Annotated in this window: 16 protein-coding genes; all 16 read left to right on the top strand. The window is 36.6% G+C overall.

The window, feature by feature from the left end; all coding sequences use genetic code 11:
* Positions 1-93 precede the first annotated feature (93 nt).
* The 16 genes from CC204_RS01680 to CC204_RS01750 all read left to right on the top strand — a co-directional run bounded on the left by CC204_RS01680 (position 94) and on the right by CC204_RS01750 (position 20,677).
* A complete protein-coding gene (locus tag CC204_RS01680; protein ID WP_086279689.1) occupies positions 94-1,569 on the top strand; it encodes a TIGR02677 family protein in 1,476 nt (491 codons plus the stop codon).
* Complete coding sequence (locus CC204_RS01685) at positions 1,566-2,690, top strand: TIGR02678 family protein (protein WP_088268517.1); 1,125 nt, start codon at positions 1,566-1,568, stop codon at positions 2,688-2,690. Before CC204_RS01680 ends, CC204_RS01685 begins: the two co-directional genes overlap by 4 nt.
* Complete coding sequence (locus tag CC204_RS01690) at positions 2,680-6,756, top strand: TIGR02680 family protein (RefSeq protein ID WP_088268518.1); 4,077 nt, start codon at positions 2,680-2,682, stop codon at positions 6,754-6,756. The genes CC204_RS01685 and CC204_RS01690 overlap by 11 nt, the downstream gene beginning before the upstream one ends.
* Positions 6,749-8,008, top strand: coding sequence for a DUF2399 domain-containing protein (locus CC204_RS01695; RefSeq protein ID WP_162288312.1), 1,260 nt, complete (start codon positions 6,749-6,751; stop codon positions 8,006-8,008). The genes CC204_RS01690 and CC204_RS01695 overlap by 8 nt, the downstream gene beginning before the upstream one ends.
* Positions 8,009-8,099: 91 nt before the next feature.
* Positions 8,100-8,498 (top strand): ATP-binding cassette domain-containing protein, encoded by a 399-nt coding sequence (locus CC204_RS01700; RefSeq protein ID WP_157894221.1) that lies wholly within the window; start codon positions 8,100-8,102, stop codon positions 8,496-8,498.
* Positions 8,499-8,519: 21 nt separating this feature from the next.
* Positions 8,520-8,828: a hypothetical protein gene (locus CC204_RS01705; RefSeq protein ID WP_162288304.1), complete on the top strand. Its 309-nt coding sequence runs from the start codon at positions 8,520-8,522 to the stop codon at positions 8,826-8,828.
* Positions 8,829-9,307: 479 nt separating this feature from the next.
* A complete protein-coding gene (locus CC204_RS01710; protein WP_088268521.1) occupies positions 9,308-10,303 on the top strand; it encodes a serine hydrolase domain-containing protein in 996 nt (331 codons plus the stop codon).
* A 300-nt stretch (positions 10,304-10,603) separates the two neighbouring features.
* Positions 10,604-11,380: a helix-turn-helix domain-containing protein gene (locus CC204_RS01715; RefSeq protein ID WP_227011213.1), complete on the top strand. Its 777-nt coding sequence runs from the start codon at positions 10,604-10,606 to the stop codon at positions 11,378-11,380.
* A gap of 106 nt (positions 11,381-11,486) precedes the next feature.
* Entirely contained in the window at positions 11,487-11,855 is a 369-nt protein-coding gene (locus tag CC204_RS01720; RefSeq protein ID WP_088268522.1) for a VOC family protein, read from the top strand.
* Positions 11,856-12,201: 346 nt separating this feature from the next.
* Positions 12,202-12,921 carry a MurR/RpiR family transcriptional regulator gene (locus CC204_RS01725; protein ID WP_088268523.1) on the top strand — a complete coding sequence of 240 codons (720 nt, stop codon included), beginning with the start codon at positions 12,202-12,204 and terminating at the stop codon, positions 12,919-12,921.
* A gap of 127 nt (positions 12,922-13,048) precedes the next feature.
* Positions 13,049-14,959 carry a PTS 2-O-a-mannosyl-D-glycerate transporter subunit IIABC gene (gene mngA / locus CC204_RS01730; RefSeq protein WP_088268524.1) on the top strand — a complete coding sequence of 637 codons (1,911 nt, stop codon included), beginning with the start codon at positions 13,049-13,051 and terminating at the stop codon, positions 14,957-14,959.
* 13 nt (positions 14,960-14,972) lie between these two features.
* Positions 14,973-17,564 carry a mannosylglycerate hydrolase gene (gene mngB, locus CC204_RS01735; protein ID WP_088268525.1) on the top strand — a complete coding sequence of 864 codons (2,592 nt, stop codon included), beginning with the start codon at positions 14,973-14,975 and terminating at the stop codon, positions 17,562-17,564.
* Between the two features lie 58 nt (positions 17,565-17,622).
* Positions 17,623-18,741, top strand: a complete 1,119-nt coding sequence (locus CC204_RS01740) for a glycerate kinase family protein (protein WP_088268526.1) — start codon at positions 17,623-17,625, stop codon at positions 18,739-18,741.
* Positions 18,742-18,885: 144 nt separating this feature from the next.
* Positions 18,886-19,053 carry a hypothetical protein gene (locus tag CC204_RS21095; protein WP_157894222.1) on the top strand — a complete coding sequence of 56 codons (168 nt, stop codon included), beginning with the start codon at positions 18,886-18,888 and terminating at the stop codon, positions 19,051-19,053.
* A gap of 382 nt (positions 19,054-19,435) precedes the next feature.
* Complete coding sequence (locus CC204_RS01745) at positions 19,436-20,200, top strand: helix-turn-helix domain-containing protein (protein ID WP_227011250.1); 765 nt, start codon at positions 19,436-19,438, stop codon at positions 20,198-20,200.
* A 108-nt stretch (positions 20,201-20,308) separates the two neighbouring features.
* Positions 20,309-20,677, top strand: coding sequence for a VOC family protein (locus CC204_RS01750; RefSeq protein WP_088268528.1), 369 nt, complete (start codon positions 20,309-20,311; stop codon positions 20,675-20,677).
* The last annotated feature ends 58 nt before the right edge of the window (positions 20,678-20,735 follow it).

Raw genomic sequence — 20,735 nt, forward strand, 5'->3', positions numbered from 1 at the left:
GACGAAGATATTTTTATTGTTACCAATCAGGTGTCTGATTATTCTAAATCAAATGGTTGCTTAATTAATATGTTTTTAGGAGGTTTTTAAGTGATGAAGAAAATAATGCCAGCCAATTATTTGACAGTAGAAAATTTTGAGCGTTATAGACGAATTATGGGGCGTTTTTATCAACGTCATCGGCAAATGCAAGGCTCCTTATATCGACCAGAAGTGATAGAAATGATGCAGCAGGACTATTCAGAAGATTATGGCGAATTAGAAGTTGATCAGGATTTGGAAAATTTAGTTTCGTGGGGAAATTTAGAGAAGCAGCAAGAGATGATCCAACCTCGATCTATTGAAGAGTGGCGTAACAAAAATTTCCGTTATCAAATCACTGAAGCGGGTGTACTAGTGGAAGAAATGGTCTATCAAATAACACATTCTAAGCAAGTTTCAAAAGGGGCGCTAGATGAAGGGGACTTCCGTAGATTATTACAATTACTAACGGATTTAATTAATCATGCTGGAGATCCAGTAGAATTATGGTTGGACATTCGTGCCGAGTTTGGGCAGATTCGTAAAAAAACAGCAAATTACATCCGCTATATTACAAGTCCGGAAGTGGATAGTCGAATGAAAACAGAAGCTTTTCTCATTTATAAAGATAATTTCATGAACTATTTACGGGAGTTTATTGTTAGTGTGCAAAATCTTTATTTTCGGTTTCAAGAAGTGATTCAAAAATTTTCAACGATTAATCAGCAGGAGTTAATTGCAGGTTTATATTTAAAAGAACAAGAAGTTCCTATTTTTGATGGCATTACTGAATCTGAGGTAGCTGATCAGGTAGTTGGGGAAATGAATGCACTTCATGATTGGTTTATAGGTGGTGGGCAACGACCTAGTGAATATGATAACTTGATGGAGCAAACCAATCAAATGATCGCCAAGATCACAAACTTGATTTATTATTTTGGACAGGAAATTAGACAATATCAAAGTCGGAAAAAGGATTATCTCCATCTAGCAAGTTGGTTTTCCAAAGTAGAGGAGTTGTCAGAAGCACAGAAAATGTATGCTGGAATTTTTGGTTTAGAGCATTCTCGTCATTTTTATGTGACTGAAGGTACCGATGCAACAAGCAATCGGGAAAATAGTTGGACATTAACGCCAGGAACTCTTTTTCTTAATAAAAGAGGACATGGAGCGCGTCAGGAACGGAAGGCTTCCAGTTTCAAAATGAATGTGACCGCTCAGTTTGAAGCACAAGAGCAGTATCGTCAGAAGGTTTTAGCGCAGCGTGAACGGATTGATAGCTATTTCAAGGAGGGCTTACTTGATTTTTCAACGCTTGATCGATTAGATGCTGGAGCTCGTCAGATGTTTTTAAAATGGATCAGTAGTGCAATTTCAATGCAAGTACCTAATCATCAGCAGATAGAAAAAATAGTACAGCAGACAATCGTGACTGAATTAGACTTTGAAGTTACGATTAATATCGATTTAAGTCAAAGTATTGAAGTAGCATGTGTTGATGGTCAGCTAACTATGCCTTATGTCGTGATGGAAAGGGTGGTAGGATGAAACCAGAAGAGTTTGGACTGGCAGTAAAATTGTTAGTTGAAAATTTTTGGATTATTCGAGAAGATCAACCTGAAAACTACAACTTTTTACGTCGTCATCAGCAGTATATTCAACGAGAATTTCGGCAACGTTTTGGGTTAAATGTTACGATACGTCCTCAATATATACAGGTGCTAAAACGTCCATTTCAATTAGAAGCATGGATGGGCAATCATGAATTCATCATGCCTATGGATTTTTCTTTATTTTGTTGTGGTATGGCTTATGTAGAGGAACTGGAAACAGATGCGCCTTTTATGATGCATGAGCTTGTACAGGGAATTCAACTCATGATTCCTGAAGCCTTGATGATAGATTGGACAAATTATAATCATCGTAAAAGTTTAGTGCGAGCTGTAAAAAAAATGGAGCAATTACGGTTAATTAAGAGAATTGAAGGAGAAGTGTCAGATTTTGAGCAAAGGGAAGACAACACAGAGATTTTATTTATGACGACACCAATGGCTCGTGCTTTCCTAGCAAGAGCACCACAGTCTTATACACAGTATGAGTCCTTTAATGAATTTAAAGCAGACTTAGAGGATAGTCGCCGCAGTCTCGAACGGAATCAAGTGATTTATCAACGATTGTTAATGACACCTCAAATTAAGCGAACGGCCCAAAATGAGGACATTTTTGCTTTAATGAGAAATTATTACCGCTATACGCAGGAATATGTTGAGAGTAATACGCCTTTTCATTTTGAACTGTATCGAGATTATGCAGCTTTTACATTGGAACAGCGAGATAATTGGCAGGAATTGTTCCCTAGTCGACAAGTAGTGGATGAGGTTTTAATACAATTAGCCACGATATTACGGCAAGAGGAATTCATTCCAACAGCTTACGGTGAAATCTACCTAACTGAGGAACAATGGAGTGGGCTTGTGAAGGAGCTGCAAGAAAATTATTGCAGCTTTTGGTCAAAGGAGTTCAAAGAGAAGTCTTTAAGTCAGCTATCTGACACTCTATTTCATCGAGGCATTTCATGGGGGATGTTTGAGTGCATAGAGGATAAGATAATTATCCAACCGGCTTTCGGTCGTTTGGTGGCGGAAATGAGGAAAGAAAATGACGAATAGATGGGTAATGAATCGAGTTGGCTTGTTAAATTTTTGGTATTATACAAAAGAAACGTTTGAATTAGCAGAAGGTCGAATGCTTCTTAGAGGGACAAATGGATCGGGAAAGTCATTGACGATGCAAAGCTTATTTCCAGTGCTATTTGATGGAGACACCAGTGCCTATCGCTTGGATTCCTTTGGTTCCAGAGATCGAAAAATGGAAGATTATTTGTTAGGTGAAAAAGGTGTGTCTCAACGAGATGAAGGGATAGGCTATCTATTTTTAGAAGTAAAACGGGAAGCTCGAGAGGAATATTTGACCGTTGGAATTGGGATGCATGCGAATCGAGGCGGAACGCTCAAAAAATGGTTTTTTGCTATTGAAAATAATCAGCGAGTAGGCAAAGATTTTGAGCTTTATGAAGAACTTCATCGAGAGGAATTGACCCCTTTAACCAAAGCGAAATTAAAGAATCGTTTAGCAGGAAAAGGGCGTATTTTTGATACACAAAGAGAGTATAGATCATTTGTCAATCAGCGGATTTTTGGGTTCGATCACTTAGATCAGTTTGACGAATTGATTACATTGCTATTACAGCTGCGTTCTCCAAAGCTATCTAAGGATTTTCGTCCATCTGTGATTTATGGCATTTTGCGTAATTCCTTACCGAAAATGAAAGAAGACGAATTATTGACATTGTCGAAAACGATTGAACAACTCGATCTTCATCGAGAACGTTTGGAGGATTTAACTCGTGAAATGAAAGAATTGAATTCTTTTGCTAAAAATTATCACAATTGGCATGATGAGTTAGTCTCTCAAATTGCTGGAAAGTGGTACCAGCTTTTTTATGATATGAAACAATTAGAGAAACAAGTTGCTGAACTTAAACAACAATTGGAAAATCATAACATAGATTTATTGGAAAACAGGAAGAATTTTGAGAGAAATGAGCAGGAAGTAGAGGCCCTGACAGCCACTATCTCACAATTAAGTCAGCACGAAGGAATGAATTTAGTCCATCAGGAGTTAGAACTCAACAAGCGACTTACTCAAACATCAAAGGATTTAGCTGATACAAAAGAGCAATTAGTGAAAAAGCAGCAGATAGTGAAAGAGCAACAAATGGAATTGGAAAATCGAAAATATTTACAGGAGGAGCTTTGCAATGATTTAGAAGAACTCATTCAAGATAACCAGCAATATCTTTCTTATTTGCGTTTCGAGGAGTTAGATAGTTCCTATTCAGAAAAGTTACGTACAACTATTACAACCTTTGAACGAAAATATTGGTTAGAACAAGTTCGTCAAAAACAAAGTCATTTCCGTGAACTATTGCAGATGTTATCGAAATTGGTACATTTGGAGAATCAGAAGGTGGATCTGGAACGCTTGGTTGGGAATGTGCAGCAAGAACTGGATGAGTTGCAACGAGATCTTCGGCATTGGCAACAAACACGACTCGCTGAGCTAGAAAAGTGGAAATTAGCGATTGATGCCTGGTTGACTAGGTCTCCCTTTCAATTATCAAAGAATCAATACCATGAGTTGCTTTATTGCATTGATAATTTGTTGGAAACAGAAGAACGTGAGGAAGTTGTTCTATCTCCTTTGACAGTTTCTTATCAGGAGACCTTGAAAAAGGAGCAATTAGCATTAGTACCTTTGGAGGCTCGTTTAGAAGAAAATCAAACTAAAATTGCGGATATTCAACTGGAAATTGAAGAATGGCAGGGACAGAAAGCGCCTAAACCATATCAGCATGAAGGGAGGAAAAGCAATCGAAAGAGCTGGAGTGATAAAGCTAAGTATGTTTTGTTTTATGAAGGAGTAGACTTTCAAGCAAATGTGACAGAAGAAGAACGAAATCGCATCGAAAGAGCTTTATTCACGTCTGGTATTTTGGATAGTGTCATTAGTGAGGAAATGTTGCAATTGGCAGATGATTGGATGATTAAATCCAACCCGCAGTTAATGTCTTCTACTTTAGCGAGCGTTTTAACTGTAAATTCAGATTTGCCTCTTGAGTTGCAGAGTCAGGTTGCAAATGTGCTAGATAGTATCTTTTACAATGAGATGAACCCAATGATAGACTTACCAATAATACATCAAGATGGCCGTTTTCAGATTGCCAACCTTAGTGGTGAAATGCCTGTTGATTATCAGGCTTCCTTTATTGGTGTTGCCAGTCAGGAACGCTATCGTCAGGAGCAAATCAAGAGACTGAAAACAGAGATTCTGCAATTAGAAGAAGCAAATCAGGAGCTTTCTACTCAAATTAGAGAACAAAAGCAGAAGCTTCAATCAATTGAAGAAGCTTATCAAGAGCGTCCAAGAGGAACAGAAGTGTATCAAACATATATGGAAACAAAAATTTTGGCGCTAGCATTAACAGCTAAGGAAAAGGAATTAACAATTAAAAATGCTGAATTAAGTACCTTGCAGCAGCAACTTTTAATGATAAAGACGCACATAACGGAGAAAGCAGCTGGAGATCAACTAAATCAAAAAGAGGAAACGTATGAAGAGGCGTTACAATACGCACTAAACTATGAACAGAACCTTCATGAGGCGTTCAGTAAATCATCAGAACTCGATCGGCAACAGGAAATGCTAGAGACCATTGCTTCCCATGTTAGTAACTATCAAGAAGAAGAGCTTAGTTTGTTGGATAAAGTGAGTGTGTTAATAGGTGAAATAACTAAATTGGAACGACTGCTTAAAGAGAATGAAGCACAGCAGCAAATCATTAATGTTGCAGAACTCACTGCTAAATTGATGGCAGCAACAGAGGAACAACGGCAGTGCCAACAAGAAATCAAACAGTTGAATCAAGAACAAATTAAGTTAGAAAAGGCCAGAACAAAAATTACAGGAGATATAGAGCATGAGGACCTTCAATTGGTTCTATTAATCAAGTTAGAAAGTAATTGGCGAGCGTTATTTGAAAAAGAGCTGCAAAGATTTAACCTACCAAGCACTGATTTGTTAATGATTGCTAAGGAGCAGGGGAAAGAGTTAAATGTTAAAGAATTGAAAAGGCTAGAAGATCGTTTTTCTAATCAGTTTGGTTTTATCGCAGATCAATTACAGAGTTATCGACCTGAATTGGTGAATGTTAGTGGTGTGGATTTGTCAGCGGAAGAAGAACAAGGGCTGGGTGAATTTGCTTCCTTTAATCATAACAAGGAACCAAGATTTTTAGAAGATGGACAATTAACTACAACTAGTGAGTTATTGGAGCGATTGAAAGATCAGCGTTTAACATTACAAGAGTTATTGAAGAAGGATGATGAGCAACTCTTCAAAAAGGTTATTTTGGAATCTGTGGGAAAAGTCCTTCGGATCCGTATTCAGCAAGCCCAGCAATGGGTAGCGCAAATGAACGAGTTGCTACAAGAACAAAAAAACTCTTCAGGATTGTCTTTAAGTATTAGCTGGAAAGGAGTCTCTGCTAATTCTGAGCATGATCTTAGTACCAATCAACTTGTTCGCCTATTAGAAAAACCAACGGAACTCTTGTCAGACGATGATCGAGAGGTAGTTTCTTGCCATTTTCAGGAAAAAGTTCGTTTAGCTCAAGAACAATTACACAATGAACCAGATGATCGAAGTACTTTATTCCAAGCAATTGCAAGTGTGTTAGATTATCGAGATTGGTTTGAATTTGAGCTGAAATATAAGCGGGCAAATGAAGGCTATCAGCCTCAACCATTAACGGATCGTCGTTTTAATCAATTCTCTGGAGGAGAAAAAGCGATAGCAATGTATTTACCGTTATTTGCTGCAACTTATTCTCGTTATGAAGATGCCGGAGAGGAATGTCCGCGAGTAATTACATTGGATGAAGCTTTTGCTGGAATTGATGATCAAAATATTGCAGAGCTGTTTAAAGCCTGTGAGCAGCTTAATTTTAACTATGTGATGAATTCACAGGCACTTTTTGGGGATTACCCTACTGTTTCTAAATTAGCGATTTATGAATTGTTACGACCACAGAATGTCAATTTTGTTACAACAATCCGCTATTATTGGGATGGGCAAAAGAAGCATTTGCTAACAGGAGGTGAGGAACTTGTCTGATCCTAAAGAATACTTTAAACAGCCTGTTTTTCATGTGTTAGGTAAGGAATTATGGCGTCGGTACTGGTTGAATGGAGCATTTGGAAATAGTGTTGGCTTGTCTCTTTTTAGCAAAGTTGACACGGATCCATTGCGATCTTTTCTTGGCATGACAGTCCTTTCTTGGGATCAAAAGAAACGAATTCGGATTGTAGATTTAGAGCAAGCTTTTGTAGAAAGTATCTTAGAATGGACATTATCAGATTTTGTTGTTTTTATTATGAAGAAACCATTAGCTTTAAAAGCAACGTTCGAACAGTCAGAAGCACTTGCTTTTGAACATTTTAAAGCGGCTGTAAAAGCTATTGATGCTAGCTTTACCTCATTACTAACAGAGCGTCAACTGAAAGAGTGGTGGAAGAAGAAACTGCCGAATTTGCTTATCTTTAATCAAGTATCAAACGCTATAAAAAGCTTGCCTAAAAATGATTTTTTACGCTTGCCAGTATTTGCTTATAAAGTTACAGGGTTGCCACATGCATTTGATGAAAATAATGATGGCGGAGTGTTATTTTTACAAATGCTGACAGCAATGTCAACTCAACTGCCAGAGAATCAAATTGAGTTGGAAAAAGCGGAGCAACGTCATGGTTTACTAAATGAATTTTACTTATTGAAGGATGACATTATGAACTATGCAGCTATCCGAGGATTGACTGCACAAGATGCAAAAAATAAAGAAAATCAAATGTGGCGACAGGCTTGTATTGAAGGAATTAGTTGGAATGTTCCTTTAAAAGAAATTTTACGAATGACGACGATTTATCCTTATATTGGGGAGAAGGTTTTGGTAGTAGAGAACTCTGGTATTTACTCGATTTTAGTGGAATTACTACCAGAGGTGCCAATTCTTTGCTCTAGTGGTCAATTCACCTTTGCTATTTGGCAGCTATTGCGTAAATTAGCAGCTACTGGAACTGTTATCTATTATAGCGGTGATATTGATCCTGAAGGTTTAGGAATGGCTCAAAAATTGAAAAACACTTTTGGTTCTCAATTAAAATTTTTAGGAATGAACCAACAAAATTTTACATTAGCAAAATCTGACTTGACTCTGAGTAACAGCCGGTTAAAGAAACTAGATAGTCTTAAGGAACATCAATTAACAATGTTAGGAAAGTTGATTCATGAAGAACAAAAAGTTGCCTATCAAGAGGGCTTCTTACAAGAATTGATAAAAGAGATTATTTGTGAATTTAAGGATGTGGCATAGTGGTGGCTAGGGTCAAGGATATAAAATATTTTAATCATTTTTCTTTACATCTTTCTTTTACTTATGGAATATAATGATATATTTCATCGGTTTGAATAAAGTTGAAAAAAGATCTTTTAGAGAACAATTATCTGTTGCAACACAAACCTCATATATTTTTCAAAATTCACTTGAAGAAAATGCCTTTTTAAGTGATGGAAATAATAATATATATATGAAAATGAAGCAAATTTTAAGTATTGATGATAAGTTAACTCAAAAAAATGTTAGAGTTTTATCTGGAGGTGAAAGACAAAAAATAAATTTAATGATAGCTTTTGTTAGAGATAAGAAAATAATGATTCTAGATGAACCATTCTCAGGATTGGATCAACAGTCAACTGAAAACTTACTTGAATATTTAGCCGCTACAAAAAACAATAAAATTTATTTTGTCGTGACTCATGATAATTATTTTGATCAATTGGCAAATAAAATAATTCAACTTTAGAGATCGAAGGAGGTGGTAGTGTTGTTCATGTTAGTTGTTATTGGGCTTTTATTAGTAATCGTTGGTATTCAACTTAGAAGAGGCAAATGGTATGGAATAGTTGCTGGGAATACTTTTAAAGATAAGCCGATTGAAGTTCAAAAAAAAGGTGCAATAGGAGCTTCATCTATTGCTTTTCTTGTAGGTGGCTTTTTAATAATCGTTTATATTTTAATGTTTTTTGGTATTCAAACGAGATTTTTAATCATTCCAGTAGTTGTAATAGTGATAGTATATTCTATGTTTGCAATATACAAATATCTTAAACACTTCATTAAATATGGGAAATAAAGAAACTATTTAGTAAGAAAGAGAGTATTAAACAAAGCTACTACTAAAAAGTTGTTTGTTAGCTAATGTTGGTGAAGAAAATTCAAAGAATTAAATCGATTAGTATGATTCCTAGAGGAAATCCCCTCTAGGCTTTTGTTTTCTTGAAAAAGAATGGAGTCAATGCATAAAGAAATCCTTAATTTGAAATTGTAGACGTCACTAAAACCGTAAGTATTTCAATTCAACATTTTAAATATGATTATATAAATACTCTAGTCGCCCTAGAATAAAGTACCTCTAGTACATTTTTAATTTCACTTTAGTACTTCTTAAAAATATCAATTCGATTCATCATTTAGAACTATTTATTTGTAAAATCTTGATCAAACAATTCGATTTTTTTGTATAAACAAGTGATCAATAAAGTAATGAATTTAGATGAAGTAGCAATTGAAGAACTTTTAGTAACAAACTATATATAATTGGAGGTGAAAGTATTGGAAAATGAGAAGAAAGAGAATGAATTTTCAGGAATTATTCTGAAAAGAGAGAAGCAGCAATTTCAGATTGAAATGTATGGACATCGTGATAAATCAAATCAGTTAGCTATTCATATTGATACAAAGTTTGGCACTGCTTCTATGGGAAAAATATTTGTGGCAGTGGCTATAATGAAACTTATTGAGCAAAAGAAACTGTCATTAGAAACAACCTTGAATAATTTTTATGGTACTTCTTTAAAAGAAATCGACGGAGATATAACTATATACGAATTATTGACCCATACTTCAGGTATTCAGGACTATTTTGATGAATCGATTGAGGCGGATTACGAGCAACTTTGGCAAAAGATACCTAATTACTCTATTCGAAAAAATAGTGATATAATGCCACTGTTTATTGATAAAAAACAAGATAGCAAAAGACGAGGAGAATTTATTTATAATAACGCAGGATATGTACTTTTAGCAGATATTATTGAAAAAATAACGAATTGTCATTTTGATCAAGTTTTGAAAGACATGGTGTTTGATAAACTTCATATGTCAAATACTGGATATTTTGAATTGGACAATTTACCTGCGAATACAGCAATTGGCTATATAAAAGAACAAGGTGAAAACCCTCGTAGTAATATTTATTCTATTGATTGTAAAGGAACAGGAGCAGGTGGGTGCTATACAACAGTAATGGACATTTGTAACTTTTGGGATGGACTGTTCTCCTATGAAATCTTATCTGAAAAGAGCATTTCAGAGATGATTAAAAAACATGCAGGAAATGAAAAAGAACAATACGGACTTGGAATTTGGTTGGTGAATCCAACAAAAAAACATACGCATATTTATATTGAAGGTTGCGATCCCGGTGTTTCCTGTATTTCACTGTTCAATCCGTTGGAAAAAGATATATTCACAGTTTTTAGTAATTATGAAGACAATGTTTGGGACCTTGCTCGAAATTACTTAGCTGATAAAAAGAATAATGTATAGATGGCTGAGAAATTGTTTTAATTAGTAATGGTCTTGTAGGTATTTAATTTTATAAAATATTGAAAAGTTGAGTAATGTTCTAAAGTAGAACTTACTCAGCTTTTTTTAGTATATAATAGGTTTAAATAGTCTAACGTTGAGAATCAAGACGAACATGAAAAAAATCAACTGATTATAAATGAATTACTCCACGAAAAAGAGAGTTATAGTAGCAAAAGTATCTGAAGTTGATAGGTAATCCCATCAGTAACCATAATAAATTTGAGTAACTTTCTGAAAATTAAGAAAGGAGAAAACAATATGATAAAAAGCATGATGCCTGATATCATTGACTTCATAAAAACAGAAGCACTAGCTAAAAAAATGACCAGTGAAGAAATCGCCAATCATTTTGGTTATGATAAATATCATTTCAGCAGAAAATTCAAAGAAATAAATGGCTTCAGCATTGCAGAATATATATCAAGTTTGAAAATAGAAAAGGCAGTTACTGCGATCGATCAACCCAAAAAAATGATTGAACTGCAAGATATTTCAGAGTTTGAAAGCAGTAGCAGTTTTACGAATACATTTAAAAAATTTACAGGAAGTGCGCCTAAAAAATACAAAAACGAAATGACTGAATTATTCTCTGAGGTAAAAAGTTTCGAAAGCAGCAATGACTATCATGCAGTGGCATACTATGAAAAGCAAGATACCTCTTATTGTAATGTAACGATCGAAGTACCCGAAAATTTTGAAAAAGGATTGTTTTTTATCGGATTATTCCGCACACCGATCCCAAATCATAAACCGATATCTGGCGTCGCTACTAAAAGAACTAAATTGAATGTGTTGAAGAACGTGCCAGATGGTGAATATTATTTACTGATTTGCGCTATTGATCGCTCAACCAATATTTTTTCCTACTTTAATTTGCAAAATTGTTTGAGAGGAAGAGTAATGGAAAAATTATCTTTTCCCGCATGCTCTGGGAAGCATTATACAGTAAAACTAAGACCGCCAATACCGGAAGATCCTCCCATTTTGCTAAGTGTAGCAAAGCTTTTAATATCAAGTTTGAAAAACACAATCTAGAACAATATTAATCGTGGATGCCATAGTAAGATATAGTTGAGATAGATTTGAAAGTACACTAAACTTTTAGGGTAAAATCTCAAATAAAAAATGGAGGTAAGTCGATATGAAAAGTTTCGTATCTATATTAGAAATTCCAGTACTAGAAGTTTCAAGAGCCATTGATTTTTATCAATCGATTTTGGGTATTGAAATTGAATACTTAGAATTTCCAGAGTTGAAAATGGGGTTATTCCCAACAGAAGGACAACAGGTTGTAGTTGTATTAATGCAAGGAGAGGACTATACACCTTCATCAAATGGTGTGACAAACTATCTTGATGGTGGAGATGATCTTCAGGTTATACTGGATAAAATCGAGAAGAGCGGTGGCACGATCGTGGTTCCAAAAACGCCTCATGCTGATGAAATTGGTTATTTTGCATTGTTTATTGATACTGAAGGGAACAAACTAGGGTTACATTCGCCGAATTGATTTAATTTAGTTGAGATCGAGCAGGTAATAAGATCATAAAAATTGCTCTCTTTTTGAACACTTGAAGGATATAAGTAAACTATCATGTTAATGAAAAAAGATTGCTCAATGCTAGGCGATGATAGAAAAATAATTTGGCACAGAACAGCACAAGATCAATTAGACATTTTGAGTTCTGTAATTTACTGAATTGGACGATAGATCTACTATTTAAGAGAAATGATAGCTAGTCAACGTTGCATCGTTACAAAAAATACCTAGCAAAATGCAAATAATTAAATTCTAGCTATTTGATTGACCGCTCGTTATAATCATACTATACAGATCTTGAAGGGGAGGGGTGTTCATGGAGTTTCAGCAAAGAGTGATCAATCAAGAGTATCGTTTGACTGATTTAGAAGACGAGCTTGTAGCCTATATCGCTAAAAATAAAGCGAGTGTTTCCAAAATGAAGATCATAGAGCTTGCCTCTCTTTTTTTCACTGTTCCAAATACGATCACTAGGTTGTGCCATAAGCTCGGTTACTCTGGGTATTCTGAGTTGAAAAATGAGCTAAAACGAGAAAGTGAACAGCCTTCAGATAACTCATTCAAGCAGAAAGAACTGTTAGTTAAAAATTTTGAACTCATTGATTTTGAGCGGGAAAAGCTCGTCGTGCAATTATTCAAAGCTGCAAAACGGATCAATTTTTTTGCGATCGGTCAAACCGCCTATGCAGCAAAGATCGTCGTTGATAATTTTTATGCAATAGATGATAAGGCGTTTTTTTATACATATGCGAATGAGTTAAGGCACAAAATCCAGCATGCAACAGAGGAAGTTTTTTTCTTTATTAGTCTTTCAGGAGAGAAGGAGCAAATATTAGAATTAGCGAAATTGGCGCATGAGCATCAACATAAGGTGGTTTCTCTGACAGGTTTAAGCAGCAATTCTTTAGCGAGATTAGCGGACATCAGTTTATTTTGTTATTCGCCTGAAGTGATCAGGAATCATTACAATATCACAGACAAAACGCCGCTGTTGGTCATTATGAACAGTCTTTTTGAAACCTATATCGATTCGTGAGATCAATGGACGTGTAAAATTACACATAAACCTCTTTCAAAAGAATGAAAGGGGTTTATTTTTCTTAAAAATCAAAGTTCTGAGCCTAAATAGTGCTAAAGTTTAGCCATAAGGAGGAGGAAAGAATATGAATCTAGCACACGCAACGTCAGAAGCACTTATTTTTTTAGAAGCATCCTTTAAAACACGTGAAGAAGTTTTTGAATTTATGACGCAAAAACTCTATGAACAAGGGAAGGTATCAGATTCTAAGCAATTTTTAGCAGCAGTTCAAGCTAGAGAAGCATTGTCGGTGACGGGGTTTGAAAATGGGCTGGCGACTCCACATGGAAAATCTTCAGCAGTCAAGGAAGCGTCGTTTGCGATACTGAGATTGAAGGAGCCATTAGCAGATTATCCTAGTTTAGATCCTACGAATCAAGTATCGTTGATTTTTATGTTGGCAATTCCGGAGGCAGAAGCAGGCAGCACTCATTTAGATATTCTTGCAAAACTAGCAGGTCGACTTTCTGATCATGATTATTTAGAACGATTCAAGCATGCAGAAACTGCTTCTGAGATGTTGACTTTACTGGATGAATCAGACGAAGTTACAACGGTTTCTCAAGGGGACAAAGGATTGATCTTAGGAATCACAGCTTGTGCTGCAGGCATCGCACATACTTATATGGCTGCTGAGGCGATCACCAAAGCAGCGAACCGACTTGGCTATCAGGCTAGGGTCGAGAAGCAAGGTGCGAAAGGAATGGAAGACAGGATCACGGCAAAAGAAGTCAATGAGGCAGTGGGAATTATTTTGGCTCATGACGTGTCTCTTAAAGGAATGGAGCGCTTTGCGAAGCTTCCTAAAGTCGATACCACAGTGGCAGAGCCGATCAAACATCCTGATGAAGTCGTTCAGCGACTATTGGATAAGGTAGAGAATTATGTACCTAGTGGAGATGATGTGGCAGATTTTGACGATACTGATGAACAAGAGAAATCGATCGGTCAGCAGATAAAAGATGCAATTTTAACAGGAATTTCCTATATTATTCCGATCATCATTGCAGGCGGAATGATTTCAACGGTTGCAGTGTTGATCACTCAATTATTTGGGTTGCAGGAGATCGCTGCAACTGAAGGCAGTTGGTTATTTTTGCTAAAAGGGCTCGGCGGCGGATTATTAGGAAGCTTGATGATTCCTGTGTTGGCAGGATATATGGCGTATTCGATTGCGGATAAACCAGGCTTGACCCCAGGTTTCGCTGGTGGTTTAGCTGCGATGACGATCAATAGTGGATTTCTTGGCGGGATGTTGGCCGGTTTACTTGCTGGTTTCTTGATGAACTGGATGAAGAAAAATATTCAGGCTAAAGGTGTTTTTTCAGGCTTTGTGACCTTTTGGGTTTATCCGGTGATCGGTTCACTGGTTGTTGGTGTGGTCATGCTTTTTCTGATTGGCAAACCCGTTGCAGCAATCAATAATGGATTGATCGGCTGGTTAGATACTTTACAAGGAACAAATGCGTTATTGCTGGGCGCTGTATTAGGAGCGATGGTGTCATTCGATTTGGGTGGACCTGTCAATAAAGCTGCCTATGCATTTTGTATTGCGGCGATGTCAAATGGTAATTTTATTCCTTATTGTACATTTGCTTCGGTTAAAATGGTTTCTGCATTTTCTTTATCCGCAGCGTGCTTATTGAAGAAAAATTTATTTACTGAACAAGAAAGAGAAATCGGCAATCAAACGTGGTTATTAGGCTTAGCAGGAATTACTGAAGGAGCGATCCCATTTGCGATGGGCGATCCGATTCGAGTGATTGGTTCATTTATTGGAGGCTCTATCATCACTGGAGCGATCGTTGCTTATACGGGACTTGGCTTGAATGTTCCAGGAGCCGGAATTTTCTCGATGTTTTTACTAGAAGGTGACTATAGCGGTGTAATGGGCGCGTTCATTTGGTTAGGCGCAGCAATTTTAGGTGCGGCGGTTTCTACTATTTTATTGATTGTAACAAGACAACATAAATTGCGAAAACAAGCAAATAGATAAGGTGAGAGAATTTATGAAGAATGTACACATTGTGCCCCATATGCATTGGGATCGAGAATGGTATTTTTCAACAGAGGAATCTAGAATTTTATTAGTGAATAATATGGCGGAAATTTTAGAGATGTTAGAAAATGATCCAGAGTATCCCTATTTCGTATTAGACGGACAAACAGCTGTTTTAGAAGACTATTTTGCGGTCTGTCCAGATCAGAAAGAACGGGTCAAAAAGCTTGTTCAGGCTGGAAAACTGATTGTTGGTCCGTGGTATAGCCAAACAGATGAGCTAGTTGTAGGCGGAGAATCGATCGTCAGGAATTTACTTTATGGTATCAAGGACAGTAAAGAATTGGGTGATCCAATGATGATCGGCTATTTACCGGATTCCTTTGGTCAAAGCGGACAGATGCCACAAATTTTAAATGGGTTCAATATTCAACGAGCGATTTTTTGGCGGGGGATTTCTGAACGTCATGGCACAGACAAAACGGAATTTTATTGGGAAGGAAACGATGGGTCTGAAGTTCTGACTCAACTATTTCCATTAGGATATGCCATTGGAAAGTATCTTCCGGAAGATAAAAATGTTCTGAAAGAACGAATGGACAAGTATTTTAACGTTCTTGATCATGGGGCAACAAGTAATGAAGAAATTATTCCAAATGGTCACGATCAAATGCCGATACAAAAGAATATTTTTCAAGTGATTCAAACGCTTGAAGAATTATATCCCGAAAGAAAATTTTTCCTTAGTCGCTATGAGAATGTGTTTGATATTTTAGAGAAGAAGACGGACTTACCAACGGTCAAAGGGGAATTTATTGATGGGAAATATAGTCGTGTTCATCGTAGCATTTTTTCGACAAGAATGGATATCAAGGCAGCGAATGCGCGTATTGAAAATAAGCTTACGAACAGTTTAGAACCTCTAGCAGCGATTGCTTATTCACTAGGGCACGTATATCATCATGGATTGATCGAAGGGATCTGGAAAGAAATCATGAAAAATCATGCACATGATAGTATCGGCTGCTGTTGTTCGGATAAAGTGCACTTTGAAATCATGGCGCGTTTTATCAATGCTGAAGAACGTACGGATCGTCTGATCGAATTTTATCAACGAAAAATTTCAGAGAGTACGCCTGATAAAGAGGACTCAGAAAAACTGGTATTGTTTAATCTATTGCCTTATGAAAGAACTGAAGTCGTAACAACGGAGATTATTTCCAAACGCTCAGCTCTTCATTTAGTGAATGATCGAGGGGAAAATCTTCCTTTTGAGATCATTCAGCAAGAAATAATCGATCCAGGATTGATCGACCGACAGATCGTACATTACGGGAACTATGAACCATTTATTAAATATACGATTCGCTTTGAAAAACAATTACCAGCAATGGGCTATGAAGTAGTGTATATAGAAACAGCAGAAAGTCTTCCAAAATCGGCGTTGATTGAAAAAGAATTTATAGATACGGAGTATTTCGAGATTTTCGGTAATCCTAATGGTACAATAACAGTTCTTGATAAACGAAATAATCAGGAGTATAAAGATATTCTTGCAGTGGAAGATGTAGCGGATGATGGTGATGAGTATGATTTTTCACCCTTAGAAAATGATCGACCTCGTCTATCAAAAGATGAAGTCACAGCAAATATCTCTTATGAGCATAGTTTATTTGCAAGCTCGATGCATATTTCTTATGAGTGGTCATTAGCGAAAAATCTTGCAGAACGTAAAAGTGGAAAGGCGACAGGGAAAATCGGGCTGGTGCTTACCATTCAAGCGTTAGAAAATCAGCCAATCCTCCAACTGTCTGTTCAAGTAAATAATCAATGTGAAGATCATCGGATGCGCTTATTATTGCCGACAGAAATTGCTTCGAGCTTTTCTATCGCAGATAATCAATTTGGGACAGTTGAACGTCCGGTGATCGATGAAGCGATGGCATTTTGGCAAAAAGAAGAGTGGGATGAACGTCCGGATGCAATCTATCCATTTTTAACGAACATTTCATTAACAAATAGTGAGCGGACGGTCTCCGTTTTAACAAATAGCTCAAGAGAGTATGAAGTCATCGGTGAACACTATGATTGTTTGGCGATCACATTGTTTAGAAGCGTTGGTGTATTGGGGAAAGAAAATTTAGTGCGTCGTCCAGGAAGACCTTCAGGAATAAAACTGGCGACTCCTGATTCGCAAATGTTGAAAACAATTAAGTTAGACTTTGCGCTTTTATTTTCGAATGAATCGATCGAAATAGCGAATCCAGCAAAATACGCTAAAGAATACCTAACACCAGTTTTAGCCTATAATCAGATGGGGTATAATGCAATGAAACTGAACCCTTCGACGTTACAGGCACCAACAAGATATTCGCTGTTCCGTCAAGAAAATGATACACTTATTTTAAGTGTAGTCAAAAAAGCAGAAGAGGGCTCGCACCTTTTAGCGAGATTTTTCAATCCAGCTAAAGATGATCAAAGCTTAAGGCTAAAAGAGGTTCAAGCACCAGATCATTATCAACTAAACGAAGAGCTCATCTTGGAAAATGATTCTGAACAAATCGGTGCAAATAAAATAGTGACAGTCAGCATCAAAAAATAAATGAGTATCTGGACAGCTAGTCTAGCTGTTCAGTTTCTTTGCAGAAAAGGGTGAAAAAATGAAAATTGTGACGGCGATCGATTCAATGAAAGGATCCTTAACGAGCAAGCAAGCGAATCAAATTGTGGCAGATGTTTTTAGAGATGAAAAAGTAGACGTCACGCAAGTTGCGATTGCTGATGGCGGGGAAGGAACGGTAGAGGCTTTTGTAACGAATGCTGATGGTGAAGTGATATCAGCCAAGTGTCATAATTTATTAGGCGATGAAATAACGGCTGATTATGGTTGGTTGGAGGAAGAAAAAACAGCAGTGATCGAATCTGCGGCAACTTGTGGGATTCAGTTTTTAAAAGGAATACCTGAAACACATCCCCAAAATACCAATTCTTATGGCTTAGGGGAACAAATTCTCTCAGCAGCACAAAAAGGAGCCAAGCGAATCATTATTGGTTTGGGCGGAACAGGAACGATCGATGGCGGAATTGGTTTATTAGCCTGTCTTGGTGTTGAATTTTTCGACAACCAAAATCAATTAGTTTCACCGATTCCTCGTAATTTTAAAAAGATCACTCGAGTAGATACCAAAAAGATGCCAATTAATCTAAATGAGATTGAATTCATTGCTGCCGCAGATGTAAAAAGCGTGATCACAGGCAGAAAAGGAGCAGTCTATTTATTTGGTGAGCAAAAAGGGTTGCAAGTCAATGAGCTAGCTGCTTTTGAAGAGGCGATGAAACATTATAGTCAATTACTGCTGGCAGAAACTGACTCGCAAGAAGGGGATGGAGCGGCTGGTGGAATTGGTTTGGCTCTTCGAACAATCCTGCATGCAAAAGTAGTCTCTGGCTTAGACTTGATTGCTGAACTGTCCCATTTACCAGAAATAATTCAAAATGCTGATCTTGTTATTACTGGCGAAGGAAAAATCGACAGCCAAAGTTTGCAGGGCAAGGTTCCTGTAGGCATCGGCGCAATAGCGCAAAAGTACCAGATTCCTGTTATCGTGTTTGTTGGTGCGATGCAAGGGACATCTGATGAATTTGAAAAAGCTGGATTATCAGTGATTATTCCGATTGTAAATGAGGTTTCGACTTTGAACGAAGCTCTGAAAAATGCTGAGTCAAATTTGCGCTTGGCAGCAGAGAGAACAAAAAAGCTGCTTTTTCTGTTAACGTAGTATAAATATGAATAGTAGAACGAACAGATCACTATCTGAAAGCTTCAAAACTATTTGTGCAAGAAGAGAAGAAATAGATGTGAAATCAAGCGTTTTTAAAGAGTACGAATAAAATTAAAAATCAGTTTGGATGTCTCCCCAAGGTTGTACGTAAAAATACAATTTTGGGGGATTATTTTTTATGAAAAATTTTTCCGAGATGAACAAAGAATCGAAGAAAATGATCAAGAACTTCTCTTTCTTGGGAATCAGCGTATGGATTGTTTAGATTATTTTATTAGGGAAGATAGGGAAGAAACAGAAGAGCTGTAGCGGCAAAATAAGTATAAACACAAGCGGTTCTTTAACTTCATCCCTTCTCATCTACACTTTTTACAGGAATCACGAGTTTACAAAATGCCGTCAATCAAGGTTTAGCATAAGTCTCACGAGTCAAAGGTTTCGATTCAAAGACGAGTACGTTTTCTCAAAAGAACTTGAAAGATACCAGTTGGATGACTAAAATAGGAAATGCACAGAACAAGCGACAGAAAGAAATTGCTGAGATCGATCGAAAAGTCAGAAGCAATCTTGAGACAGTCCTTTTGTAAAGGGCAGATACAGTATTTGATTCGATAAGTGCCCCTTGATGAAGGGGATAAATCGAAATGATTTTCTTAGACTTTTGAGGGGAGGAAATAAGAGGTTGAAAAGTATGATGCCTGACATTATTGACTTTATAAAAAAAGAAGCACTAGCTAAAAAAATGACAAGTGAAGAAATCGCCAATCATTTTGGTTATGATAAATATTATTTCAGCAGAAAATTTAAAGAAATAAACGGATTCAGTATTGTAGAATATGTATCAAGTTTGAAAATAGAAAAGGCAATTACTGCGATCGATCAACCAAAAAAAATGATTGAACTACAAGATATTTCAGATTTTGAAAGTAGCAGCAGTTTTACGAATACGTTTAAAAAATTCACAGGAAGCGCTCCGAAAAAGTACAAAAATGAAATGAATGGATTATTCTCTGAAGTAAAAAGTTTCGAAAACAGCAATGACTATCATGCAGTGGAATATTATGAAAAACAAGATACATCCTATTGTAATGTAACGATCGAAGTTCCCGAAAACGTTGAAAAAGGATTATTCTTTATCGGATTATTCCGCACACCGATCCCAAATCATAAACCGATATCCGGAATAGCTACTAAAAAAACAAAATTGAACGTATTGAAGAACGTACCAAATGGGGAATATTACCTACTAGTTTGTGCGATTGATCGTTCAACCACTCTTTTTTCCTACTTTAACTTGCAGAACTGTTTAAGAGGAAGGGTAATGGAAAAATTATCTTTTCCCGCATGCTCCGGAAAGCATTATACAGTAAATCTAAGACCGCCTATACCGGAAGATCCTCCCATTTTGCTAAGTGTAGCGAAACTCTTAATATCGAGTCTGAAAAACACAATCTAGAACAATATTAATCATTGATTCCATAGTAAAATATGTTTGAGATGATTTGAAGGAACATGAAACTCTTTCAGACAAAAGATCTCAAATAAAAAATGGAGGTAAATCAATATGAAAAGCTATGCATCTATCATAGAAATTCCAGCAATAGACATTTCTAGAGCCGTTGATTTTTATCAATCAATTTTGGCTATCACCATTGAAAAAATGGAGTTTCCAGAAATGAAACTAGGATTATTTCCAACGGAAGAGCAAACGGTTGTGGCGGTATTAATGGAAGGAGAGGGCTATACACCTTCATCTAATGGTGTAACGATCTATCTTGATGGCGGTGATGATCTTCAGAATATTCTAGATAAAATCGAGAAAAATGGTGGAACAATTATTGCTCAAAAAACGCCCCATGCTGATGAAAGTGGCTATTTTGCATTGTTTATGGATACAGAGGGAAATAAATTAGGCTTGCATTCTCCAAATTAATGAAGTTACTTGAGGTAGAATGAACAACAGGAATTTTATGTCTAATATTTGAATGACA

Origin of the sequence: Enterococcus wangshanyuanii (assembly GCF_002197645.1) — a bacterium.
GTDB lineage: Bacteria > Bacillota > Bacilli > Lactobacillales > Enterococcaceae > Enterococcus_L > Enterococcus_L wangshanyuanii.